This window comes from Rhodospirillales bacterium (assembly GCA_016699855.1).
Lineage (GTDB): Bacteria > Pseudomonadota > Alphaproteobacteria > Reyranellales > Reyranellaceae.
Genome location: CP064988.1, coordinates 2130925 through 2153293, shown reverse-complemented (window position 1 = coordinate 2153293; position 22369 = coordinate 2130925). Strand labels below are relative to the sequence as shown.

Sequence of the window (22369 nt, the reverse complement as noted above, 5' to 3'; positions counted from 1 at the left end):
AATACGATTGATTGTATGTGCACGCCGGTGAACCCCAAATAAGATCGTGGTTTAAGATGACGGAGCGCATCAATTTCCGTGATTTCCTATGCTTCGAGGCCATACCTCGCGTCGTGTATTGGCGTGTCGGCGGTGCGCCTGCGGGCCGGGCGTGGCCGCGGTGGCGGCGATGGCGTAGCGTCGGGGCTGGATCGCCGCGTCGCGGCGCGCAGGAGGGACGGGATGCTTCGTAGACGGATGATGGGCGCGGGCGCCGCGCTGGCGACGGGCGCCTTCGCGGGCGCGGCCGGGGCGCAGACCTATCCGGCGCGGCCGATCCGCCTCGTGGTGCCGTTCGCGCCCGGTGGCAATCTCGATCTCACGGCGCGCGTCGTCGCGGAGCCGATGGCCCGGACGCTCGGCCAGTCCGTCGTGGTCGAGAACCGCGCCGGCGCCGGCGGCGTGATCGGCGCCGACGCCGTCGCCAAGGCGGCGCCCGACGGCTACACCATCGCCATCGTGTCGACCGGCACGGTGCTGGTGAGCCCGCGGCTGACCAGCGCCCCGCCGTACAACCGCGCGAGCTTCGACGCCATCGGCATGATCAGCGCCACGCCGATGCTGCTCGAGGTCCCCGCCGCCAGCCGCTTCAAGGACTACGCCGCGTTGATCGCGCATCTGCGCGCCAACCCCGGCGGCGCCAGCGTCGGCCACGCCGGCAACGGCACGACCAACCACATCACGTTGATGCGGCTGCAGGACGCCGCCGGCGTCAAGTTCAACGTCGTGCCCTACCGCGGTTCGGGGCCGGCGCTCAACGATCTGATCGCCGGCCAGATCGACTCCTGCGTCGACCAGGTGTCGAGCTCGCTGGCCCACATCAAGGCCGGCAAGCTGCGGCCGTTGGCGGTGACGACGGCGGCGCGGGTGCGCGACCTGCCCGACGTGCCGACCCTGCAGGAGCTCGGTCTCAAGGATTTCGAGTCGGTGACGGCGGCCGGGCTGGTGGCGCCGGCGAAGACGCCGCCGCCGGTCCTCGCGGCGCTCAACGCCGCGCTCGCCGCGGCGTTGGCCGACCCGGGCGTGCGCCAGCGCCTGTCCGAGATGGGCGCCGATCCGCGGCCGATGACGCCGGCCCAGTTCGATGCGTTCATGGTGGCCGAGGCGGCGGCGCTCGAGCCGTTGTTCGCCTCGGGCGTGCTGAAGCCGGAGTGACGCCGGCGATGGCGGCGTCCTTCAAGACCATCCACGCGCGCGCCGCCAGGCGCAAGGGCGGACCGGCGGCGCTGGCGAAACTGCTGCCCAAGGTCGCGGGCGACAAGGCGCTGGCGAAGCTCGGCGACGACCGCGTCCTGGCCGAGATGACCCGGCGCGTGTTCAGCGCCGGCTTCGTCTGGAGCGTGATCGAGAAGAAATGGCCGGGCTTCGAGGAGGCGTTCCTCGGCTTCGTGCCGAAGCGGCTGCTGTTCCAGCCCGACGAGTACTGGGAGAAGCTCACGCGCGACGCGCGCATCGTGCGCAACGCCGCCAAGATCCAGTCCGTGCGCGCCAACGCGCGCTTCGTGGCGGAGATCGCGAAGGAGCATGGAGGCTTCGGGAGGATGCTGGCGGCGTGGCCGGCGTCTGACCAGGCCGGGTTGCTCGATCTGCTGGCGAAGCGCGGCTCGCGGCTGGGCGGCATGAGCGGGCAGTATTTCCTGCGCTTCATCGGCAAGGACGGCTTCGCGCTGTCGCGCGACGTGGTCGCGTGCCTGCGCGACGCCGGCGTCGCGATCTCCGAGACGGCGACCTCGAAGCGCGACCTCGCCCGCGTCCAGGCACGGTTCAACGCCTGGCACGAGGAGAGCGGCCTGCCCTACACGCATCTCTCGCGCATCTGCGCGCTGTCGATCGGCGAGAACCACGACGCCGCGACCCTGATGCGCTCCGGCGGGTCGATGGACGAATGAGGCGCGGCCGACGGGCCGGGTCCGCGCGTGGAGGCGTCATGCGTCTATCGAATCTCGCGGCGCTCGCCGTCGCGCTCGCGGCGGCCGCCGCGCCCGCCGCCGCCGGCGACTGCCCCGGCGCCGTGCGCGCCGAGGAGTTCGCCTGCTTCGGCAACGCCGGCGCCGCCGATCTCGTCCTGCGCGTGGAATGGCCCGACGGACGCTGGGCGCTGCACGCCCATCCCGCCGGCCGCAAGCTGCGCCTGCACATCGGCGTCGACGACGCGGTGGCGTGCTGGTCGCCGCTGACCGGCGCCGGCGCGGCGGCCGTGGAGCGCTGCGCCGCCCGTGGGCGGCCCGTCATGAAGGGCTGCGACGGCGCGTCCTAGGGCCCGAGGCTCTCGCAGAGGCTGAAGATCGTCATCGCGGCGCCCGGCGGTCGGCGCGCATCAGAGGAACAATCCGTGCGCGCCGGCCACCGCGGCGGCGGTGGTCAAGGCGCTGGCGGCGAGCAGCGCCCAGTGCGCCCGGCCGACGAGCCGGAAGGTCTCCGCCGGCCGCGTGGCCGCGCGGGCGTGGAACCAGCGGTGGAGGAACAGCGGCTCGGCCACGAACAGCACCGCGGTGAACGCGATCCACAGCAGCGCCATCGCGTGCATCCACCACGCGGCTGGATCGAGGAAGCGGTCCCACGCGTCCAGCCGGTGCGTCATGTAGATTCCGGACAAGCCCGCGAGCGCGACGGAGATCCGCGCCTGGCGCGCGAAGCGTCCCTCGACGGCCTCGAACAGCGCCAGCCGCGCCGCCGGCCCGGCCAGACGCGCGGCCGCCGGCAGGAGGACGGTCGTCACGAGAGCGACGCCGCCGATCCAGTGGACCACGGCGAGAACGTGGATCGCGCGCGCGATCGTGATGTCGTCCACGGCGGCGCGCCTAGAGGCGGCCGGCCAGCGCGCGGCGCGCGACGACCATGCGGTGCACCTCGCTCGGACCTTCGTAGACGCGCATCACCCGCACCCTCTGCGCCATGAGCTGCAGCGGCAGCTCCTTCGCCATGCCCATCGCGCCGAAGGCCTGCATCGCGTGGTCGACGACCTCCGTCGCCATCTCGGTGGCGAACACCTTGATCATGGACGCCTCGGTGCGCACGTCGGCCCCGGAATCGTGTTTCGCCGCCGCGTCGAGCGCCATCAGCCGGCAGGCGTGGATCTTCATGGCCGCGTCGGCGATCCACCACTGGACCGCCTGGCGGTCGGCCAGCTTCACACCGAACGTCGCGCGCCGCTTGACGTGGGCGCACATCATGTCGAGCGCGCGCCGCGCGATGCCGACACACATCGGACCCATCAGCAGACGGCGGCGCGTCAGGCGGAGCTGCATGTGGGCGAAGCCATGGCCGACCTCGCCGAGCACCTGCGATGACGGCACGCGGCAATCGTCCAGCGTCAGCTCGTAGGTGCGGTGGCCGCCCAGCATCGGGATCTCGCGGGCGATGGCGAACCCCGGCGTGCCCTTGTCGACGATGAACGCGGTGATGCCGTGGTGGTCGCGCCCGGCCTCGGTGCGCGCCAGCAGCACCGTGAAGTCGGCCTCCGGCATGTAGCTGATCCATATCTTGCGGCCGTTGATGATCCAATCGCCGCCATCCCGTTCGGCCCGCGTGGCCATCGCCGTCGGATCGGCGCCGGCGCCCGGTTCGGAGATCGCGGTGGCCGAGCGCAGCCGGCCCTCGGCGTAGGGGGCGAGATACCTGCGTCGCTGGTCCTCGTTGGCGCAGGACATCAGCAGGCGCAGCACCGGGGATTCCGGCGGGATCGAGAACGGCACGACGGTGCGCGACAACTCCTCCTGCACCAGCATCATCGCCGTCGCCGGCAGGTCGGCGCCGCCGATCTCCGCCGGCGCGTCGAGCGCCCACAGGCCCAGTTCGCGGCACTTCGCCCGCAGCGGCGCGGCCTCCTCGCCGGTCAGCCTCAGCTCCCCGCCGCTCGCCTCGCGCGCCAGCATCGCCGGCTCGAGCGGCATGAGTTCGCGCTCGACGAAGCGCGCAACCATGTCCCGCAGCGCGCGGTGCTCCTCCGGTATCTCCATCGTCGTCGGCGCCTCGCGCTCGGGCGGCAGCCCGGCCGCAAACTGCCCGATGCGCGACGCGGCGGCGTTGATCCAGATTAAGCGGGCCACCGCAACGCCCACGCCGCTACCGGGCGCCCACGATGCGCGCTACAGTCGCGTCGCCACCGCCAGGGAGTGATCGACGATGCGTCCGTCCCGCGTTCCGCTTGGAGCCACCCTCGCCGCGATGCTGCTGGCGCTCGCGGCGTGCGCGCATCCCACGGCGCCCGATTCCTGTCCGAGCGAGAGCTCTGCGCCGTCGCCGACGTTGTGCCGGGGGACGATCTCTGGACTCTCGTTCAAGTTGGACGCGGAGAGTCCCATCGACAGCGCGCTCGGCGTCAGCTTCCGCCCGTTGGGCCGCCCCGATCTCGTGTGGATGCAGACCGGCACGCCCGATCCGATGGCGCTCGAACCCTACGTGCGCGCGGTGCTGCTGGTGGCCCGCTCGCTGCGCTGGTACCAGGCGCCGGCCGACGCCCGCCTGACCGTCACCCGCCGACCGGACACCACCAGCGCGATCATCACCGCCGTCGACGGGCCACCGCTGGCCCCCGCCGGCGGCGGCCGGCCGCCGTGCTGGACGTACTTCACGCCGGGCCAGCCGGGGACCGGAACGACGGGCTGCGTGACGGCGGTCGTCGAGTCCGCCGGCCGCATCCACTTCACCGTGCAGAACGAGCGCGTCCCGGCCCGCAAGTTCACCATTCCGGCGACGGTCGCGCCGCCTCTGAGGGAGGCCGCGCTGGCGCTGCTGCTGACCGCGCGCGACGCCCAGGCGCGCTTCGTCGCCTACTGCGCGCCGGGTCCGGCGCCGGTTCCAGGCGGCTGTCCGGCCGGCGACATCCGCGAGTTCATGATCGACAACCAGCCGTAGCGCGCGGCGGCCGCCCGGTCGCTTGCACGCGGCCGTAGCGCGATCCAACATCGTATTGGTGCGTTCGCAGTCCGGGGGATCGGATGACCATGCGACGGGCTTTATGTCTCGGCCTGCTGCTGGCGGCCGCCATGTGGGGCCCGTTCCCGGCGGTGGCGGCGGATCCGTGGACTCTGACGAAGGGCGTGGAACTCGTGTCGCGCTGGCCGGCCGATCGCGGCGCCATGCGCGAGGACCGCGTGACCGCCGACCTCTACCGGCCGAAGCTCGAAGGCCGCGTGCCGGCGATGGTGATCGTCAACTCCAGCGGCGGCGTGCGGTCGTACACGGAGCGACACTATGCCCGGGTCCTCGCCGCCGCCGGAATCGCCGCGCTCGTCATCGACAGCTTCACGCCGCGCGGCGTGCTGGGAACCGGCGACGACCAGAACCGCGTGCCGCAGTCGCGATCCAACGCCGACGCGGTCGCTGGATTCCGCTGGCTGGCGGCGCAGGGCTGGGTCGATTCCTCGCGCATCGCCGTCATGGGCATGTCGCGCGGAGGCGAGGCGGCGCAGGCCGTGGCGCTGGAGCAGTTCCGCCGCGGCCTCGCGGCCACCGATATCCGATTCGCCGCCCACGTCGCGATCACGCCGGGTGGCTGCAACCTGCAGCCGCGCGACACGGCCACCACCGGCGCGCCGATCTTCTTCATGCTCGCGGAGCTCGACGACGGCACGCCGGCGCTACCTTGTGTCGAGCTGATCCTGCGGCTGCGCGCCGCCGGCAACGCCAACGTGCGCTGGGCCGTCTATCCCGGCGTCCACCACGCACACGAGGCGACCACCGGGGCCGAGTTCCTGCTCAAGGACTGGACGGCGCGCGCGTGCGCCGGCCGGTTCTTCCGCGAGGCCGACGGCGGCGTCACCGATCGCGCGACGGGAAGGCGGCCCGACGAGCCCAACCTGACCAAGTTCCTGTCCGCGACCTGTATCGAGGCCGGCTACACGATCGGCGGCGACGAGCGCGTCAAGTCGCAATCGACCGCCGATCTGCTCCAATTCCTGCGCGACGCCGAGGTGCTGCGCGACGAGGAGGCGCGCGCCGTCGTGCCGGACTGCGAGTCGATCCCCGAGGGGATACACCGGCGGATCTGCGTCCGCGCGCGCAACGGCTGGACCGGGGACCTGGTCGGCCTGGCGCGCGGCTACCGCTACGCCGGCCGCATCCGCCGGGACGACGCGCTCGCCGCGCGCTTGTTCGAGCTGGCGGCCAAGCGCGGACACGCCGTCGCGAAATGGGAGCTCGCGGCGATGCTGCGCGACGGCGCCGGCGTCGGACGTGACCACGCGCGGGCGTTGCGGCTGGCCTGCGAAGCGGCGGAGGCCGGCGATTCAAGCGGCATGAACTTGTGCGGCTACTTCATCCGCGACGGCATCGGCCGGCCGAAGGACGACGCCGCCGCGGCGGCGTGGTTCCGCGCGGCGGCCGATCTCGGACACTCCAACGGCATGGTCAACTTCGCCCGGTTCATGCACGGCGGGCGCGGCGGCGTGCCGCGCGACCAGGCGGCGGCCGTGGCACTGTGGCGGCAGGCGGCGTTCTTCAAGAACCCGTGGGCCTACGTGTACCTCGCGCGCGCCTACGAGAGCGGCGAGGGCGTCGCCGCCGACAAGGACAAGGCGCTGGAGTATTTCCGCGCCGCGGCGGCGCAGGAATCGGACGGCGAGGCGCAGCGCGCGGCGCAGGAGGCGGTGAAGCGCCTCCAGCGCTGAGACCGCTGGTCGGCGCGACGGCCGCCGCCACCCTTCGCGCTTGCGGCATCGCGTCCGTGCGCGCCGATTCCGCCATAAATCGCCCCGGCATTTCCATTTTCGCGTCCGAGTCCGGACCACAATCGCCCGCCACGTTCGTTGCGTGCCGGAACGCTTTGGAGCGCCCTGTCGCCCTCCTGGCCCGGCCGCACGGAGGAGGTCTCGATGTCACGTAGACTCATCGCGGCGATCGTCACCGGCGTGATCGGACTGGGCGTCGCCACGCAGGCGCAGGCCGGCGACTGGCGCGACCAGCGCCGACACGACAGCCGCCATCACGACACGCGCGACCGCAACCACGACGGCCGCCACGACTGGCGCGACCATCGTGTCCACGACCACGGCCGTCGTCACGCGTGGGACCGGAACGGCGACGGCCGTCACGACTGGCGCGACCACCGCCACTACGGCCACGACCACGGCCGTCACGAGGGCTGGCGCGACCGCAACCGCGATGGCCGCGTCGACTGGCGCGACCAAGGGCGGCACAGCAGCGTCGACCGCAACCGCGACGGGCGGATCGACTGGCGGGACCGGCTTTCCGCTAGCCGGCCGCAAACGCGTCGGCCCGTCCTGGCGGAAGCCGGGACGGGCCGATGTCGTGACTGAAGACTCTGCCCGCGATGGCGCGCGGGCTTCTTGCGCGGCGCCGGAGATGTCCCGCTAGTCGTTCTTCTTCTGTTGTCCACGCGGAGCGGGTCCCGCCGCCGACGGCGGTGTTTCCTTGTCGTCGGCGGCGGGCGGCGGAGCCGGCGCGCGTGTGGTCGGTGCGACCACGGCGGGCTTCGGCGTCGCTTCGGGCTTCGCGGTCGCGGGTGGCTGCGCCGCCTTTGGCGCCGTCTCCGTCCTCGCCGGCGCCTGGGCGGGCGGTTGCGCAGGCGCGGGGGCGTTGGCCTTCGGCGGCGGCTCGGGCTTCGTGACCGCCGGCGGCGTCGGCGCGGGCGCTGTACGGGCAGCCGGCACCTGCGCCGGCGGCGCGCCGGGCTCGGCCGGGCGCCCGGCGGGCGGCGCCGTCGTCGGCGCGGACACGCGTGGCGGCGGTGCGCCCGCCGGCGCCTTGGGCTCGGGCCTCGCGATGGGCGTCGGCGTCTTGTCATCGGTCAGCGGGGGCGGGGGCGCACCCGTCCGCGGCAGCAGCGGCGGCGGCACTGGTTTGCCCTGCGGCGCGCCGGCCGCCGGCGCCGGCGGTGCGTTCGGACGCGTGACGAGTTTGGGACCGGGGGCGACCGGCCTATCGGTGGCCGCCGGCCGGCCGATCGTCGGCATCGCGCCCGCCGGTGTGTTCGTCACCGGCGCGCCGGTCGTCGGCGTCGTGGCGCGTGGCGGTTCGGCGACCGGACGCGGCCGGCCATCGGGACCCGTCGCCGGCGGCGTCGTGGCGGCCGGCTGGACCGGCGCTGGAGGCGCGGCAACCGGCGCGACCGGCGCTGCCGCGAGCTTCTCCGGCGCGACCGTCAGCGCCGCCCGCGCCACAGGACGCGACCGCGTGAAATCCTCGGCCGGCACGACCGTCGTGAAGCGCCGGTTGCTGTACGTCGTTGCGCGGTCGTCGGCGCCCGGCGCGTCGCGGCGCTGGGCGCGCTGGTAGCGCCCGTCGATGACGGCGTCGTCGTTGACGCTCGAACGGTTGATGTTGCGGAAGTACGTCCGGTCGGTCGTGTACGACGGCACGTAGACCTCGCGCGCGCCGAGCGGAAACCAGCCCACCGGCGCGCGACCGCTGTCGCCGAGCAAGGCGGCGCCGATGAACGCGACGAGGGCCGGCGCGTAGACCGGCGCGACGTCGCGGCGGGGCGGCACCCACACCCACCGGCCGCGGACGTTCGCCCAGCGACCGTAGTGGAACGGCGCGAATCCCCAAGGCTGCTCGTCGACCCAGGTCCAGCCCCACGGCCGCACGTAGGTCCAGTGGCCGTTGCGGTACGGCGCCCATCCGGCGGGCACGGCGCGCGGCGTCCACACCCGGCCGTACTCGCCCTCGTCGCTCCAGCCGCCGTAGGCGTTCATATCCTCGTAGCCGACGACGTTCGGCGGCAGGTACGGCGACGGCTGTCCGTAGGCGATCTGCCGGTCGCGCGCCGCCCAGTAGGCCGGAGCCGGCGGCGGTGCCGTCCGCACCGTGCGCAGCTGCGCCGCGCCCGCGACGCCGTAGAGCTCGCCGACCTCTCCCGCCGCGACCACCAGCGTCTGGCCCTCGAGACCGTCGATCCGTCCCGCGCCCGAGCGCACGCCGAGGCGCGTCGCATGGTCGATCGAGCCGGCCTCGATGTAGTAGTCGCCCTCCCGGGTCAGCGTGATCGTGCCGCGCGGCGTGACGATCTCGTAGGGACGCGCCGTGTCCATCGTGAAAGCGCGGATGTCGACGCGGCCCTGCGCGAGCTGCAGCCGGGTGCGTCCGTCATCGAGCTGCAGGACGTCGAGCTGCGTGCCGCCCTCCATCCGCAGGCGCGTTCCCGCGAGCGAGAGCTCGGCGCGGGCGCCCGGCTCGGTCCACAGCGAATCGCCGGATGTCAGCGGCGTGTTGACCACCGCGCGGGTCCACTGCGTCCGCTCCTCGTCGTGGAAGGACACCGTTCCCTCGATGAAGGCGAGCCGCCCGGCCTGCGACGGCGGCCCGCCCTGGGCGACGGCCGCCGCGGCGAAGGCCGCGATGCCAAGCAGGGCGCCGCCGCAGATCGCCGCGATGTGTGAGAAGCGCATGTTCTATCTCCTTGGTCGCGCCGTATTCCGTCGTGACGCCGGCGTGTCCGTCGCGCCGGCGTCGGTGTGTCGCGCTACCGTCCGTCGGGGAGGACCTGGCCGCGGATCTCGCCGCCCGGGAACCGCGCGGTGTGCACGTTGACGTACCAGCGGCCGGCCATGAGGTCGGCCGCCTGCGCGTCGGTCAGCCGAGCCTCGCCGCGATGCCACGTGCCGACGACGCTGCCGGTGATCGGCACGACCACGCCGGCGTTGGCGCCGGCCGCGGCCGGTCCATGGAAATGCGCGCCGGTCGCCGGCCCGCTCAGGTCGGCGTAGTGCAGACGCCACGCGAGTTCCTTGGATGCGGGATCGTAGGTCGCTTCCATCTCGCCCTTGCCCTGACTCCGGTTGGCCGGCACTTCGCTCGCGCCGCCGAGCCTGGCGCGGAACTCGGTCCTCCGCGACGGCGCCTCGCGCGTGGTCTGGCAGCCGGTGGTGGCGAGCGCGCCGAGCGCGATGCCGGAGAGGCCGACGTGGATGAACGTGCGACGTATCATTGAGGTTCCCCTGCTCGCGACGCCGGGGCGGGTGGCCGGCATGGTCGTTCCGCCGGTTACGGCCACGGGTACGCGGGATGAGGCGGCGTTGTGGGCGCGCGGCGCGGCGGGCGCTGTCCAATTGGGCACACGGGCCGCGAGCGGCTGGCGCCGGCGGCGGACATCGCGTTTCTACGGTGGCGGCAGCGACCGGATGGCGTCCAGCAGGACGACCATCGCCCGGCAGTCGTCCTCGTTGTAGTCGACGATGCGCCGGAGCGACGCCGCGTCGCCGTCGGCGACGTAGCGGTCGTACCATTCGATCGACGCCGCGCCCGATGGGTTGGGGTCGCGCCACTTGAATCCGAGATGGCCGGCCAGCGTCTTGATCGAGAGATCGCTGGTCGGCCATTCGGTCGCGGCGCGGACCGTCTCGTGCAGATCGACCGCGCGTCCGGGCGCGAACAGCGCCTCCACCGCCGCCGCCGCGTCGAGCTCGGGATACCGCGCCGCGAGCTTGCGGTACATGCGCCGCTCGTAGGCGGAATAGACGAAGACGACCGCGTCCGGCCGCGCCGCGAGGTGGGCGAGCGCGTCGGCGAACGCGCGCCGCTCGGACGCGGCGTCGGGCCGCTCGGCCACGAAGGACGTGAAGCGCAGCGCCGCGCGCGGCCTGTCGGCCTCGATCAGGCCGTGCAGATAGACCCTGTCGCGCAACGGGTCCGCTTCGATATCCAGAAAGATCTCGCGCGCCGCCGACGGCAGGCCGTGCGGCGCCCGCAGATAGGGTCGGGGATCCGGGGATTTCAGAAGCCGCGCGCGCGCGTGGAAGCGGCGCAGGGTGTCCGGACTCACGCGCGGGAAATCCGTCCGCGCGCCGTGGATGAACGCCTCCACGTCGGCCCGCGCGAGCTCGGCGACGCTGCGCACCCGGCCGATCATCGCGTCGCGCCGCGCGCGGCCCAGTTCGGGGATCAGCGTCAGGTCGTCGGCCGCCACGATCGCGGCGCGGCACGTCGAGTTCCAGTGGCACAGCCGGCAGGCGGTGGACGCCGCCGGCAGGGTGACGACCGCCCCGGCGAGGATGCCGCGCGCCTGTTCGAGCGCGCGCTCGTAAACCTCCCAGAGCGTGCCGCGGGCGCGGTCGCCGCGCGCCTCGAGGTCGTAGGCGACCTCGTGGCCGCCCGCGTCCCACACGAAGCCCCGGCGTCCGGCGGAGAGGCCGAGGCGCTCGAGGATGTCGACGCACAGCGCGAGCTGGACGGCGTAGCGGCGGTTCAGCCTGCCGTCGCGCGAATCGCCGCCGTCGGCGGCGGCGCCCGACTTGATGTCGCCCGGGACGTAGCCCGCGCCCTCGCGGCGGAGCAGATCGGGCTCGGCGACGAGATCGCCGTGGGCGACGCGGCCGCCGTGGATCAGCGCCTCGCCGCGGCCCATCGCGGCCAGCGTCGCGCTTCCCTTGTCGGCGGGCGCCAGGCCGCCGAGCTCCACGTAGGGCGTGGCCAGCGCCGCGATGGTCTCGCGCTCGAACCGCGTGCCGTTGTCCCACAGCATGCGCGTGAACGCGCCGACGGCGTCCCGGTCCGACGGCGGATCGAACGCGTCGCGCGCCACCCGGTGCGGACATTGCACCAGCGCGTACAGGGTCGAAGCTGAGATCGTCGGCATTCCGGGGCGCGGCGTCGCGGCGCCCGGCATGGACGCCGTCCGCACGCTAGCGCGCCGGAGGCCCGGCGGCACGCCCCTGCGGATGGCGGCGCCTCAGCGGGCGCCGGCGACGGTGTCGTTGTAGTCCGTGATCGCGTCGAGGATGTCCCACGCCGCGAACACGACGGGGATGCCGCGCATCGCGGCGCCGGCGACGCGCGCGGTCTGCCGGAACCCCGCCTGCTCCGCCGTGCGCGGGGCGGCCTGCGTCTGGGCGGTCGCGAGGCGGTTGCCCGCGCGGCGCGCGGCCGAGCGCTTCAATCCTTCCTGCGCCAGTTTCGCGGACTGCTTCTCGATCTCGCCCTGCAGCGAGCGCAGGATCTGGTCGGACCGGCCGACGCCCTCCAGCGCGCGGAACGCCTGGAGCGCGGCGATGTTGCCGGCGCCCTCGCTGGCGATGTATTTCGCGGTATCCTTGACCGTGTCCGCGTTGATCGCCACGACGGTCGCCGTCGGCGCCTGCTCCCAGTCTTTTGATGATCGAGTTGGTGAGCGAGGCGCCCGGCCCGGCCACGCCGAAGGTGGTCGCCGGGGCGCCGGCCTGGACGCCGAGCAGCGAGATGCCGCCGGCCGCCGCCGCGCTGGCCGCGTCAACGTCCAGGCGGGCGGGGCGCGGCTCGACCGCCGGTGGCGCCGGCGCTAACGTGCCGCCACGACACATCCCGGTGGAGCCCCGATGACCATCGCCGACCGACGGAACCGCGCCTGCGCGAAGCTGATGGCCGAGGTCCACGCCATCACCGCCAAGGAGGGGATCACGCCCTCGGCGCTGCACGCCATCAAGCTCAAGCTGGTGGGGCTGGCGCGCAAGGCCGAGCTGTTCCCGGCGGCCGATTTCGCCATGCCGCTGGCCGAGGGCCGCAACCATCCGCTGCTGATCGAGGACGGCGACGGCCATGGCCTCTATCTGACGATCGGTCTGCCGGGCAAGGAGGCCGCCCCACACGACCACGGCATCTGGTGCGTCAACGCCGCCGTGTCCGGCCGCGAGCGCCACACCTTCTGGCGCCGCGTCGACGACGGCGCGACGACCGGCGCCGCCGAGGTCGTGAAGGTCGGCGAGGTGATGGTCGAGCCCGGCAACGGCATGGCGATGGCCGACCACGACATCCACGCCACCGTGGTGGTCGGCGACCAGCCGGCGGTCGGCCTGGCGCTCTACGGCTACGCGCTGGCGCGCTTCCCGTCGGTCTCCTGGTACCACCCGCAGTTCGGCTCGGTGCGCGCGACGCCGTCGCGCCGCCACGCCGCGACGGCGTGAGGGACGATCCGATGCCCCGCGCCGCCAAGAGCCATCGCGTCACCATCGCCAACGCCGGCCGCGTGATCGACTGCGCCGCCGACCGCACCATCCTGCAGGCCGCCGTCGCGGCGGGGATCGACTATCCCTACGCCTGCGCCACCGGCAATTGCGGCGCCTGCGCCAGCCGTCTCGACTCCGGCAAGGTGTCGCTGCTGCCGCGCAACGACGCCTCGCTGACGCCGGCTCAGATCAAGGCCGGCCAGACTCTGGCCTGTCGCGCCCGGCCGCGCGGCGACGTGACCATCACCTGGCTCGGCGGCCGCCGGTAGCCGGCCGCTCCAGCGACATCGACGCACCCTGTCATCCCGAGCGCGGCGAGGGATCTTCTGGCGTTGGAAAGATCCCTCGCGGCGCTCGGGATGACGACGGGGAGGGCGTGGCAGGGTCGCCCCACGCCATGGCGCGAAGGGCGTGCGCGCCCGGCGCATTCCTCCGGCGCGCGATCCGCTCTAGGCTCGGGCGTCCGAAACGAGGAGGAGCGCCATGGCCGAGAGCGAGAACTACAAGAAGGGCACGGAGATCCGCAGCGAGCTGATGGGTCCGGCGTTCGCCGCGAAGATGAACGCCGACGTCTACGCCGATCCGCTGATGCGCAAGTTCGGCGACTACGCGCGCGAGGCGGTGTTCGGCATGCTGTGGTCGCGGCCGGGCCTCGACCTCAAGACGCGGACGCTGATCTGCGTGATTTCCGACACCTCCCAAGCGCGCTGGCCGGAGCTGGCGATCCATCTGCGCATGGCGCGCCGCCAGGGCTGGACCGAGGACGAGCTCGGCGAGGCGCTGCTGCACCTCAGCGGCTATATCGGCCTGCCGTCGGTGCGCGAGGCGATGCTGGTCGCCAAGGACGTGTTCGCGGAGCTGCGCGCCGAGGGCTGACGCCGCGCCGCCTCACTCGACGCGGGCGCCGGACTCCCTGACCACCGGCCCCCATAGCGCGCGCTCGCGCGCGACGAACGCGCCCAGCCCCTCGCGGCCCAGCGGCGGCACGTCGAGGCCCATCTCGAACCATTTCGCCTGCATGTCGGGCTGGCGCAGCGCGTCCGACAGCGCCGCCTCGATGCGCGCGACGACCGGCTCGGGCGTGCCCGCCGGGGCGCCGACGCCGTACCACGACGTCGCCTGGTAGCCCGGCAGCGTCTCGCCGATGGTCGGGAACTCCGGCGCCGCCTTGAAGCGGGTCGGCGAGGTGACGGCGATGCCGCGCACCTTGCCGCTGCGCGCGTGCTGCAGCGCGCTGGGCGCGTTGCTGAAGATCATGTTGACCTCGCCGGACATCACGTCCTGGAAAGCCGCGCCGGCGCCCTTGTACGGCACGTGCACCATGTCGACGCCGGCCATCTTCTTGAACAACTCGCCGCTGAGATGCAGCGTCGTGCCGATGCCGGACGAGGCGAAGCTGTACTTGCCCGGCGCCGCCTTCAGCAGCGCGATCAGCTCCGGCACCGTCTTGACCGGCAGCGACGGCGTCACCGTCAGCAGGTTGGCCAGCGACGCCACCAGCGAGATCGCCACGATGTCCTTGTCGGGATCGTAGGGCAGCGTCTTGTAGAGCACGGGGTTGATGGCGTGGCTGGCGACCGAGATCAGCCCGACGGTGTGTCCGTCGGGCGCGGCGCGCGCGATCTCCGTGGTGCCGATGTTGCCGCCGGCGCCGCCCCTGTTCTCGACCAGCACCTGCTGCCCCACCGCCTTGCCGAGCTGCTCGGCCAGCAGGCGGCTGACGGTGTCGGTGCCGCCGCCGGGCACGAACGGCACGATCCAGCGGATCGGCTTGGTCGGCCACGCCTGGGCGCGGACGGCCGGGGCGGGGACGATGGTCGCGGCGAGGCCGGTGGCGAGAAGGGCGCGGCGGGTCGTCATGCGGGATCCTCGGCGGTCGGAAGCGGATCTGGTCAGCGCGGCGTGTGGCGCGACAGGAACGCGCGCACGCGGCGGATCGATTCGTCGAGATGCTCGGGGCCGCGCCAGTCCGTCTGCACCTCGATGTCGGGCGCCAGCGCGGCCAGCTCCTCGCTGGTGCGCGCCGGATGGGGTTTGTCGACGCCCGGCTGCAGGTACAAGGGCGTGCGGCAGCCGCGCACGAAGTCGCGGTCGACCGAGAAGACGAAGTCGCCGCCGAACATGTTGCGGCCGAAGCTGTCGATCACGGCGTCGGTCACCGACGGATCGCGCGCCTGGACGGTCCTGCGGTAGCCTTCGATGGCGGCGTCCCAGACGTCCTTGTTCTCGTGCAGGCCGATCGGGTTCTGCAGCACCGCCGCCGTGACGCGCGCCGGCGCCAGCCTGCAGAGCGTCAGGCAGTAGGTGCCGCCGATGCAGCCGCCCATCACGTGGAAGCGGTCGAAGCCGAGATGGTCCATCAGCGCCAGATGGTCGGCGGCGAAAGTGTGCCAGCCGTGGTCGGCCTTCACCGCCGCCGTCGAGGCGCCGGCGTTGCGCTGATCCATGCCGACCACGGAGAACGTGTCCGACAGCGCCTTCATCGGATCCATCCACGCCGCCGGCTTCGAGGGATCGGCCGGGCTGGCCCGCCAGTACGCGAGCTGGGATTTCAACCCGCCGGGCGCGAACAGCAGCAGCGGGAAGCCCGAACCGTGGACCTCGTAGTAGATCTCGGCGTCGGGGCGCTTGAGCGTGGGCATCGTGTCGGGTTCCTCGGCGGGGCGGGCGGTCAGTGCGTCCGCCGGACGTGCGGTTGTCCGGCGCAGGGGATGTAGCGCACCCCGTCCTTCATGACGAAGGCGAAGCGCGTGTTGTCCTGCAGCACGCGGATGTCGGCCAGCGGATCGCCGTCGACCAGCAGCAGGTCGGCGAGGTAGCCGGGCTTGACCATGCCCAGCTCGTGGCCGCGGCGCATGATCTGGCCGCCGGTGCGGGTCGCGGCCAGCAGCGCCTCCGACGGCGAGAAGCCGAAATGCCGGGTGAAATGCTCGAGGTCGCGGGCGTTGGTGCCCTGCGGGTTGCCGGCGAAACCGTAGTCGCCGCCCGCCACCACGCGGATGCCGCGCCGGCGCATCTCGCCGTGCGTGCGGCAGGTCGCCTCGTAGAGCGGCTTCAGCCGCTCGTAGACCGCGCGGCCCTGCGGGCTGTTGTCGCCGCGCAGGCTGTCGATGCGCGTCAGCACGATGCCGATCGCCGGTCCGGTGAAGATCCGGTCCTTGACCGACTCCAGCATGTCCAGCGCCTCGTCGTCGGCGAAGTCGCAATGGTAGATCACGTCGACGCCGTGGCGCACGGCGCGCTTGACCGATTCCGATGCGCGCGCGTGCGCCGCCACGCGCCGGCCGATGGCGTGCGTCGCCTCGACCGCCACGGCGATCTCGGCGTCGGTCATGACGGCGGCCTCGGACGGCGCCGACTCCGTGCCGAAATCGCCGGAGATGTTGATCTTCACCGTGTCGACGCCCTCGCGCAGGCACAGCCGCACGGTGCGCAGCATCTCGTCGGCGCCGTCCACCGGCAGGCCGAAGCTCTCCTGGTGCAGATGCAGGCGCCGTCCGTCGCCCAGCCCGCCGGTCACTGTCAGCTCGGGCCCTGCCGCGAGCATGCGCGGACCGTCGATCAGGCCCGACGCGATGGCGTCGCGCAGCACGACGTCGAGCCGCATCTTCGCCGAGGCCGCGCCGCAGGCGCTGGTGAAGCCGGCCGCCAGCAGCTTGCGGGCCGCGTCCATCGCCAGCAGCGTGTGCTCCTCCGGCGGCAGCTCGCCCAGCGCGGTGCCGCGGCTGACGTCGACGAAGGTCAGGTGCGCGTGGCCTTCGACCAGCCCCGGCATCAGGAACTTGCCGCCGGCGTCGATGCGCTCGGCGCCATCGGCGGCCACGGTCTCCGCTCCCGGCGCGACGGCGGCGATGCGGTCGCCCTCGACCAGCACCTTGGCGGGAAACGGCGCCGCGCCGGTGCCGTCCCACAGCGTGGCGTTCTCGATCAGCAGGCGCATGCGGCGTCCTCCCGCGGGCGTCGTCCCCGGTGCCGCGTCGCTCCGCGGCGGATCTCGCGGCCCCCGGGCGCGCGCCGGTCGACGCCGCGTCGCAGCCTAGCGCGCCGCCACCCGTCGCCGTAAGGGGCCGCCGGGCTTGACAAGGCGGAGGCGGTCCGGCGGCAATCGCCGGGGTGGCGCGGCGTGGCGGCCACCCGGATCGGAGCGGTGATGGGGCGGATGGCGCGGAGCGCGGCGGAATTGTCGGGGCGCGTCGCGGCGGCGTTCGCCGTGGCGGCGTCGTGCGTCGCGGCCGGCGCCGCGGCCGCCCAGACGCCGGCGTCGCCGTCGATCCAGATCGAGCTGCCGGACAAGCGCGTCGTCCGCCTCGACCAGGCGCCGGGCGTGCGCAGCCGTCTCGCCATGCCGATCTCGCGCTGGTCCAAGACCCCGGACTGGATGTCGCGCACCATCACGATGTTCGGCGCCGCGGCGCCGTTCTGTCCGCCCTTGACGACCTGGACCCTCGACGCCGAGGCCGCCCGCGTCGAGACGGCGCGGCGGGATTGCGAGCGGCAGATGCGCGAGCGGCTGGCGGAGTACGCGCAGGCCGACCGCGACCGCTGCGCCTGCGCCGTCGTGGTCTCCGGAAGGCCCGCCGAACGCCTGCGCGTGTCGAGCGAGACGTTCGCCGGGCCGGCGCTCTACGACACCGCGATCGTCGCGGTGACGCGCGCCGGCGCGGCGACGCAGACCATGCTCGGGTTCCGCGTCAACCAGGGCGGCGAGTCGCGCCTGCATAACGCCGACCGCCAGCTGGTGTGCAGCAGCCGGTCGGCGGGCGCCGGCAAGGAGCGCACCTACTCGTGCTTCGGCGGCCGCGTGACCGCCAAGGGAAGCCAGCGCGAGATCCGCGAGGAGGAGGGCGAGCGCTGGCGCTTCTACACCATGGGCCGCTTCGAGCTCGCCAACGGCGAGCGCATCGACTTCGTGACCAACCTGACCGGCCCCGAGCTCAGGAAGCGGCACCCCACCTTCCCGGATTGACGGACGGCGATCCGTGGCGTCGCGGCGCCCCCGCGCGCTCATCGCTTGAGGCGGCCGGAGACCATGTCGTCGATGGTGACGGTGCTCAGGAGCTTCCGGTCCTTGTCGAGCACCTCGAAGACGCGGCCGTCGGGCGTCGTCATGCTGAAGAACACCAGCGAGCCGGCCGGTCCGGCGTATTCCATGTGCAGGTCGCCGGCCGGACTGTGGGCGTAGTCGCCGCGCGGACGGATCCTCAGCCGGTCGCCGGCGTCGGTGACATCCAGCACGCGGTGCTCGCCCTCGAGGATCAGCGTCGTGGTGTCGCCGGTGTGGCGGTGGAAATGGCAGTAGGCGCCGGGCGCCCAGCGGCCGAGGAAGTCGATGCGGCCCTCGGCCGGGCGCGCGCCGAGCACCGCCAGCCCGTAGTCGATCGGATAGTCGAAGCGCGGCCCGCCCTTGAACCACATCCAGTCCAGCCGCTCGAAATCGATCGCCGGCCCGGACACCGGCAGGGTGGTCGCCGTCATGGTCGCTCCCCGTGAACGCGAGACCGCGCGATCTTCGCGGGCGGGCCGGCCCGGCGCAACCGCGAGAACGGCCTTGCGGTCGCGCGGCGGGACCCCGAATGTCGATCCGTCGCGCGGCGCGCGGCGTGCGATGGCGGGCGGATCGTGGGAGGCGTTTGTGCAGGGTGCGGACGAGTACGATTTCATCGTGACCGGCGCCGGCTCCGCGGGCTGCGCCGTGGCCGGCCGGCTGAGCGAGGACGGCCGCTTCCGCGTGCTGCTGCTCGAGGCCGGCCCGCGCGACACCTATCCGTGGATCCACGTGCCGCTGGGCTACCACAAGACGTTCAACAATCCGCGCGTGAACTGGATGTTCGACAGCGAGCCGGAGCCCGAGCTCAACGGCCGCGTCATGTACCAGCCCCGCGGCAAGGTGCTGGGCGGCACCAGCTCGATCAACGGCATGGTCTACATGCGCGGCAACGCCGCCGACTACGACGAGTGGCGCCAGCGCGGCTGCGAGGGCTGGGACTACGATTCGGTGCTGCCCTATTTCAAGCGCGCCGAGGACCAGGAGCGCGGCGCCGACGATTTCCACGGCGTCGGCGGCCCTCTGAAGGTCACCGACCACCGCTGGAAGCCGACGCTCGCCAAGGCGATGCACGACGCCGCCATGCAGGCCGGCATCCCCGCCAATCCCGATTTCAACGGCGCCACCCAGGAGGGCGTCGGCTACTACCAGACCACGATCGGCAACGCGCGGCGCTGGTCCAGGCGCCAAGGCCTATCTCAGCGGCGCCAGGCGGCGGGCCAATCTGACGATCGCCACCGGCGCGCACGCCACCCGCGTGCTGATCGAGGACGGCGCCGCCACCGGCGTCGAGTACCGGACGCCCGCGGGCCTCAGGACGGCGCGCGCGCGGCGCGAGGTGATCGTGTCCGGCGGCGTCTACGGCTCGCCGCAGCTGCTGATGCTGTCCGGCCTCGGTCCGGCGGCGCATCTGCGCGAGCACGGCGTCGCGGTGGTGCGCGACATGCCGGGCGTCGGGTCGCACCTGCACGACCATTTCAACACCTACGTCGCCTACCGCTGCTCCCAGCCGGTGACCATGAACGACCTCGCCAACAGCCTGCCGGTGCGCATCAAGGCGGCGTTCCAGTACGCCTTCGGCCGCACCGGCCCGCTGGCCAGCATGGGGCTGTATGTCGGCGCGCTGGTGCGCAGCGACAAGCGGCTGGAGCGGCCTGACCTGCAGATCAACATGTTCAGCTGGGCGATCAAGGAGCGCAACCGCCACGGCGTCGTGGCGCAGCCGTTCTCGGCCTTCGGCCTGAGCCCCGTGCATCTGCGGCCCGACGGGCGGGGCACGGTGCGGCTCAAGAGCGCCGATCCGCTGGCGCCGCCGGAGATCCGCTTCAACTTCCTCAAGAGCGCCTACGATTTCGAGGCGCTGCTGCACGGCATGCGCCTGTGCCGCGAGATCGCGGCCCAACCGGCGCTCAAGCCGTTCGTGGTCGAGGAGATCCTGCCCGGCCCCCAGGTCGCCAGCGACGAGGACCTGAAGGCCGACATCCGCGCCCGCGGCGTGTCGAACCTGCATCCCGTCGGCACCTGCCGCATGGGCCGCGAGCCCGACGCGGTGGTCGATCCCCAGCTGCGCGTGCATGGAATCGGCCGCCTGCGCGTCGCCGACGCCTCGATCATGCCCTCGATCGTCGCCGGCAACACCAACGCGCCGTCGATCATGATCGGCGAGAAATGCGCCGACATGGTCCGGGCGGCGGCGGTGTGATCGATCGACCGCGCTGATCGCGCCGCCGGCGCGTCGCCCGCGCGAACGAAAGCGGGCGCCTCTCGCGAGGCGCCCGCTTCCAAATGATCCGTCGGCGGCCGGGTGACGGCCGCCGAGGTCCGGCCGATCAGCCGTGGCCGGCGAGGATCGCCTGACGCACGGCCTCGGCGCCGGCCGCCAGCGCGGAGATCTCCGCGTCGCTCAACGCGGGCATGCCGAGGATCGTGATCATCGCCCGCACGGTGTCGGTGGTGATCGGGATCGTCTTGTCGGAGGCCGAGCCGAGGAAGATCGCGGCGAGATCGATCTTCGACCGCGGCGTCACGCCCGGCAGCTGCGTCTGGCCGTCGGCGAGGATGTCCTTGAGCAGGCCGAGATTCTCCAGCGGCGAGTCGACGCGGACCACCGTGGCGTAGTTGGCCCGCAGATAGGCGGCGAACTCGGCCGCCGACATCGAGTACAGCGCGGCCGACTTGGTCGGATCGAAGTTGGCCAGCGCCTCGTAGAACGCCTTCTCCAGCACGTGCGCCGGCGCCCGAGCGACATTCAGGCGGCCGAGCTCGATCTCGGGGATGCCCTCCTGCGCCCACACCGGCTTGCCGCCGCGCGAACCCGGCTCCGGCCGCGTCTCGCCGCCCTTGAACTTGGGACCCTTGGCGTCGCTGTCGGCGGACGGGCCGCCCTGGCCGGTTCCTTTGGTGCTGCCGCCCTTGCCGCTGCCGCCGGCGCCACCCTGTCCAGCGCCGCTGTGACCTCCGCCGCTCTGGGCGAACGCCGCGCCGCCGCCGAACCCGAGGTCGGTCGCGACGAACGAGACCGGCGCCACCGCGAGCGCCAAAGCCGCCACGCCCGACAGGAGCGCGATCTTCCTGGAATCTGACATTTCTGCCTCCGATGTTGGATGAATAGCCATCCGTGACCTTCCGGCGCCGCGTCATGCGGCGTCGGATCTCCCGGCCGGCCGGTACGACGCGGACGCGTCGTCCTGCGCGGCCTTCTCCTTGTCGTCCTTGCTACGGCGCGCCCGCGCGTTGCGGCGCGCTATCGGCCGAGCACTTTGTCGATCACCGTCCAACTGCCGGGACTGTCGGTGATGTGTCCGTGCGGACTGGCTCCGCCGCCGCGGATCGAAGTGTCGAGCGTCCCGGCCTCTCCGCTGCCCGGCTCGTCGTGCCCGCCGCCGTGTCCGCCGCGTCCATGGCCGCCGCCGGCCCGCACGCGGCGCTGATGCCCGCCGCCGCCATGGCCGCCACCGCCGCCGCCACCGCCGCCTTCATGACCTCCGCCGCCGCCGCCGCCGCCGCCGTGGCCTTGCGCCATCACGGTATCCGCGCTGAAGGCCGCGCCGAGCGATCCACCGATCACCACGAGGAGGATTCGCCGTCCGATCTCCATATCCCGTCCTTTCACGACCTGGATTGTCTGGCGTCGGTTCCGCTACCGCGCCGATTTTTGCTGCCGCGCCGCGGCCGCGATCGCCGAGATGCGCTTGGGCGCGCCGGAGACGCACAGGATCGCGTTCAATTGCTCGACAAGCCCGTCCGTCACCGGCACCGTGGACACCATCGCGATGTACGTTCCGGCGACGAGCGGGTCCGGACGTGGCCGCTCCATCTCCTCCTGGTAGCTCGCCAGGATCCGGACGCCCGTCTGGTTCTTGCCCGCGTCGAATCCCGGTGCGAGATAGCGTTGCGCGAAGTCGAGCCGCCGGAGATTCGGCGATCTCAGGCGCTCCGCCGCGACCATCGCGCCGAGCCGGTAGTCGCCGCACAGATCGCCACGCGCGACGCTGTCGAGATCGACGAGGTTGCGCGCCTGCGCCGGCGCCGACGGCGTCGCTGGCGCCGGAGCTCCTTTCGACGCCGGCGGCCCGTACTGGCTCTGGTTGACGGGGCCCGGTCCCGTCGACGCGCCGCTGCCGCCTGCTGGCGGCGCGCCTGCGGCCGCGCCACCCGGACCCGATCCCGGCGAACCCGCGCGGACCTGCCCGATCTGCTCCGCCGCCACGGTCGTCGCGAGCATCGGCAACGCCGCGAAGATCGAGGCGATCGCCAAGATGCGCGGCCGACGCCCGCGGATGTTAGATGCGATTGAGACCACGGTATCCCCCGCCCGCCTGTGGATGGCGGAAAGCGCTGCGAACTCTCCGAATTGAATTAGCGATTTCTAATATACAGGAGATCGGCGGACCTTGATTGATGTCAA

The 22369-nt window shown here is 72.9% G+C and carries 23 protein-coding genes and 1 pseudogene; 11 read left to right on the top strand and 13 right to left on the bottom strand.

Features of this window, described 5'->3' with window-relative positions:
- Positions 1-222: 222 nt before the first annotated feature.
- From IPK81_10050 to IPK81_10040, 3 genes are read left to right on the top strand one after another with little or no spacing between them, the layout of a single operon-like run.
- Positions 223-1194: a tripartite tricarboxylate transporter substrate binding protein gene (locus tag IPK81_10050; GenBank protein QQS14464.1), complete on the top strand. Its 972-nt coding sequence runs from the start codon at positions 223-225 to the stop codon at positions 1192-1194.
- 8 nt (positions 1195-1202) lie between these two features.
- Positions 1203-1928, top strand: coding sequence for a DNA-3-methyladenine glycosylase I (locus tag IPK81_10045; protein QQS14463.1), 726 nt, complete (start codon positions 1203-1205; stop codon positions 1926-1928).
- Between the two features lie 38 nt (positions 1929-1966).
- Entirely contained in the window at positions 1967-2296 is a 330-nt protein-coding gene (locus tag IPK81_10040) for a hypothetical protein (GenBank protein ID QQS14462.1), read from the top strand.
- Positions 2297-2356: 60 nt separating this feature from the next.
- Here IPK81_10040 and IPK81_10035 read toward each other — a convergent pair whose 3' ends face one another.
- Together IPK81_10035 and IPK81_10030 are read right to left on the bottom strand one after the other, a co-directional pair.
- Positions 2357-2830: a hypothetical protein gene (locus IPK81_10035; protein QQS14461.1), complete on the bottom strand. Its 474-nt coding sequence runs from the start codon at positions 2828-2830 to the stop codon at positions 2357-2359.
- 10 nt (positions 2831-2840) lie between these two features.
- A complete protein-coding gene (locus IPK81_10030) occupies positions 2841-3998 on the bottom strand; it encodes an acyl-CoA dehydrogenase family protein (GenBank protein ID QQS15041.1) in 1158 nt (385 codons plus the stop codon).
- A gap of 166 nt (positions 3999-4164) precedes the next feature.
- Between IPK81_10030 and IPK81_10025 the strand changes: the two genes are divergently transcribed.
- The 3 genes from IPK81_10025 (at position 4165) to IPK81_10015 (ending at position 7298) form a co-directional block, all read left to right on the top strand.
- Entirely contained in the window at positions 4165-4896 is a 732-nt protein-coding gene (locus tag IPK81_10025) for a hypothetical protein (protein ID QQS14460.1), read from the top strand.
- Between the two features lie 83 nt (positions 4897-4979).
- The gene (locus IPK81_10020) at positions 4980-6650 is read left to right on the top strand and encodes an SEL1-like repeat protein (protein ID QQS14459.1); all 1671 of its coding nucleotides are present in this window, start codon (positions 4980-4982) and stop codon (positions 6648-6650) included.
- Positions 6651-6854: 204 nt separating this feature from the next.
- The gene (locus IPK81_10015) at positions 6855-7298 is read left to right on the top strand and encodes a hypothetical protein (protein ID QQS14458.1); all 444 of its coding nucleotides are present in this window, start codon (positions 6855-6857) and stop codon (positions 7296-7298) included.
- Positions 7299-7352: 54 nt separating this feature from the next.
- Here the strand turns inward: IPK81_10015 and IPK81_10010 are convergent, their stop codons facing one another.
- The 4 genes from IPK81_10010 to IPK81_09995 form a co-directional block, all read right to left on the bottom strand.
- Positions 7353-9389 (bottom strand): FecR domain-containing protein, encoded by a 2037-nt coding sequence (locus IPK81_10010; GenBank protein ID QQS14457.1) that lies wholly within the window; start codon positions 9387-9389, stop codon positions 7353-7355.
- 74 nt (positions 9390-9463) lie between these two features.
- Entirely contained in the window at positions 9464-9928 is a 465-nt protein-coding gene (locus tag IPK81_10005) for a CHRD domain-containing protein (GenBank protein QQS14456.1), read from the bottom strand.
- A gap of 171 nt (positions 9929-10099) precedes the next feature.
- The gene (locus IPK81_10000) at positions 10100-11605 is read right to left on the bottom strand and encodes a TM0106 family RecB-like putative nuclease (protein QQS14455.1); all 1506 of its coding nucleotides are present in this window, start codon (positions 11603-11605) and stop codon (positions 10100-10102) included.
- A 63-nt stretch (positions 11606-11668) separates the two neighbouring features.
- Positions 11669-12055, bottom strand: coding sequence for a hypothetical protein (locus IPK81_09995; GenBank protein QQS14454.1), 387 nt, complete (start codon positions 12053-12055; stop codon positions 11669-11671).
- 235 nt (positions 12056-12290) lie between these two features.
- On the opposite strand from IPK81_09995, the gene IPK81_09990 reads away from it, so the two are divergent.
- The 3 genes from IPK81_09990 to IPK81_09980 all read left to right on the top strand — a co-directional run bounded on the left by IPK81_09990 (position 12291) and on the right by IPK81_09980 (position 13793).
- On the top strand, positions 12291-12875 hold the full coding sequence (locus tag IPK81_09990; GenBank protein ID QQS14453.1) for a hypothetical protein: 585 nt from the start codon (positions 12291-12293) through the stop codon (positions 12873-12875).
- 11 nt (positions 12876-12886) lie between these two features.
- A complete protein-coding gene (locus IPK81_09985) occupies positions 12887-13186 on the top strand; it encodes a 2Fe-2S iron-sulfur cluster binding domain-containing protein (GenBank protein QQS14452.1) in 300 nt (99 codons plus the stop codon).
- A 214-nt stretch (positions 13187-13400) separates the two neighbouring features.
- Positions 13401-13793 (top strand): carboxymuconolactone decarboxylase family protein, encoded by a 393-nt coding sequence (locus IPK81_09980; protein ID QQS14451.1) that lies wholly within the window; start codon positions 13401-13403, stop codon positions 13791-13793.
- A gap of 12 nt (positions 13794-13805) precedes the next feature.
- On the opposite strand, the gene IPK81_09975 is transcribed toward IPK81_09980, so the two are convergent.
- From IPK81_09975 to IPK81_09965, 3 genes are read right to left on the bottom strand one after another with little or no spacing between them, the layout of a single operon-like run.
- Entirely contained in the window at positions 13806-14777 is a 972-nt protein-coding gene (locus tag IPK81_09975; protein ID QQS14450.1) for a tripartite tricarboxylate transporter substrate binding protein, read from the bottom strand.
- Between the two features lie 32 nt (positions 14778-14809).
- The gene (locus IPK81_09970; GenBank protein QQS14449.1) at positions 14810-15559 is read right to left on the bottom strand and encodes an alpha/beta fold hydrolase; all 750 of its coding nucleotides are present in this window, start codon (positions 15557-15559) and stop codon (positions 14810-14812) included.
- Between the two features lie 29 nt (positions 15560-15588).
- Positions 15589-16857, bottom strand: coding sequence for an amidohydrolase family protein (locus IPK81_09965; protein ID QQS14448.1), 1269 nt, complete (start codon positions 16855-16857; stop codon positions 15589-15591).
- Between the two features lie 219 nt (positions 16858-17076).
- Here IPK81_09965 and IPK81_09960 point away from each other — a divergent pair, with 219 nt between their 5' ends.
- The gene (locus IPK81_09960) at positions 17077-17883 is read left to right on the top strand and encodes a hypothetical protein (GenBank protein QQS14447.1); all 807 of its coding nucleotides are present in this window, start codon (positions 17077-17079) and stop codon (positions 17881-17883) included.
- Between the two features lie 38 nt (positions 17884-17921).
- Here IPK81_09960 and IPK81_09955 read toward each other — a convergent pair whose 3' ends face one another.
- On the bottom strand, positions 17922-18392 hold the full coding sequence (locus tag IPK81_09955) for a hypothetical protein (GenBank protein QQS14446.1): 471 nt from the start codon (positions 18390-18392) through the stop codon (positions 17922-17924).
- Between the two features lie 130 nt (positions 18393-18522).
- On the opposite strand from IPK81_09955, the pseudogene IPK81_09950 reads away from it, so the two are divergent.
- Positions 18523-20164, top strand: a pseudogene (locus IPK81_09950) (choline dehydrogenase).
- Between the two features lie 127 nt (positions 20165-20291).
- Here the strand turns inward: IPK81_09950 and IPK81_09945 are convergent.
- From IPK81_09945 to IPK81_09935, 3 genes are all read right to left on the bottom strand, one after another.
- Positions 20292-21047: a hypothetical protein gene (locus IPK81_09945; protein QQS14445.1), complete on the bottom strand. Its 756-nt coding sequence runs from the start codon at positions 21045-21047 to the stop codon at positions 20292-20294.
- Positions 21048-21205: 158 nt separating this feature from the next.
- Positions 21206-21559 carry a hypothetical protein gene (locus IPK81_09940; GenBank protein QQS14444.1) on the bottom strand — a complete coding sequence of 118 codons (354 nt, stop codon included), beginning with the start codon at positions 21557-21559 and terminating at the stop codon, positions 21206-21208.
- A gap of 42 nt (positions 21560-21601) precedes the next feature.
- On the bottom strand, positions 21602-22219 hold the full coding sequence (locus tag IPK81_09935; protein QQS14443.1) for a hypothetical protein: 618 nt from the start codon (positions 22217-22219) through the stop codon (positions 21602-21604).
- Positions 22220-22369: the final 150 nt, after the last annotated feature.

Coding starts and splice junctions, on each gene's coding strand:
- IPK81_10050 (QQS14464.1), top strand. CDS start 223: ATGCTTCGTAGACGGATGATGGGCGCGGGCGCCGCGCTGGCGACGGGC.
- IPK81_09965 (QQS14448.1), bottom strand. CDS start 16,857: ATGCGCCTGCTGATCGAGAACGCCACGCTGTGGGACGGCACCGGCGCG.
- IPK81_09960 (QQS14447.1), top strand. CDS start 17,077: ATGGCGCGGAGCGCGGCGGAATTGTCGGGGCGCGTCGCGGCGGCGTTC.
- IPK81_10005 (QQS14456.1), bottom strand. CDS start 9,928: ATGATACGTCGCACGTTCATCCACGTCGGCCTCTCCGGCATCGCGCTC.
- IPK81_09985 (QQS14452.1), top strand. CDS start 12,887: ATGCCCCGCGCCGCCAAGAGCCATCGCGTCACCATCGCCAACGCCGGC.
- IPK81_09955 (QQS14446.1), bottom strand. CDS start 18,392: ATGACGGCGACCACCCTGCCGGTGTCCGGGCCGGCGATCGATTTCGAG.
- IPK81_10040 (QQS14462.1), top strand. CDS start 1,967: ATGCGTCTATCGAATCTCGCGGCGCTCGCCGTCGCGCTCGCGGCGGCC.
- IPK81_09975 (QQS14450.1), bottom strand. CDS start 14,777: ATGACGACCCGCCGCGCCCTTCTCGCCACCGGCCTCGCCGCGACCATC.
- IPK81_10015 (QQS14458.1), top strand. CDS start 6,855: ATGTCACGTAGACTCATCGCGGCGATCGTCACCGGCGTGATCGGACTG.
- IPK81_09990 (QQS14453.1), top strand. CDS start 12,291: ATGACCATCGCCGACCGACGGAACCGCGCCTGCGCGAAGCTGATGGCC.
- IPK81_09945 (QQS14445.1), bottom strand. CDS start 21,047: ATGTCAGATTCCAGGAAGATCGCGCTCCTGTCGGGCGTGGCGGCTTTG.
- IPK81_10030 (QQS15041.1), bottom strand. CDS start 3,998: ATGGAGATACCGGAGGAGCACCGCGCGCTGCGGGACATGGTTGCGCGC.
- IPK81_10020 (QQS14459.1), top strand. CDS start 4,980: ATGACCATGCGACGGGCTTTATGTCTCGGCCTGCTGCTGGCGGCCGCC.
- IPK81_10045 (QQS14463.1), top strand. CDS start 1,203: ATGGCGGCGTCCTTCAAGACCATCCACGCGCGCGCCGCCAGGCGCAAG.
- IPK81_10025 (QQS14460.1), top strand. CDS start 4,165: ATGCGTCCGTCCCGCGTTCCGCTTGGAGCCACCCTCGCCGCGATGCTG.
- IPK81_10000 (QQS14455.1), bottom strand. CDS start 11,605: ATGCCGGGCGCCGCGACGCCGCGCCCCGGAATGCCGACGATCTCAGCT.
- IPK81_10010 (QQS14457.1), bottom strand. CDS start 9,389: ATGCGCTTCTCACACATCGCGGCGATCTGCGGCGGCGCCCTGCTTGGC.
- IPK81_09970 (QQS14449.1), bottom strand. CDS start 15,559: ATGCCCACGCTCAAGCGCCCCGACGCCGAGATCTACTACGAGGTCCAC.
- IPK81_09940 (QQS14444.1), bottom strand. CDS start 21,559: ATGGAGATCGGACGGCGAATCCTCCTCGTGGTGATCGGTGGATCGCTC.
- IPK81_09980 (QQS14451.1), top strand. CDS start 13,401: ATGGCCGAGAGCGAGAACTACAAGAAGGGCACGGAGATCCGCAGCGAG.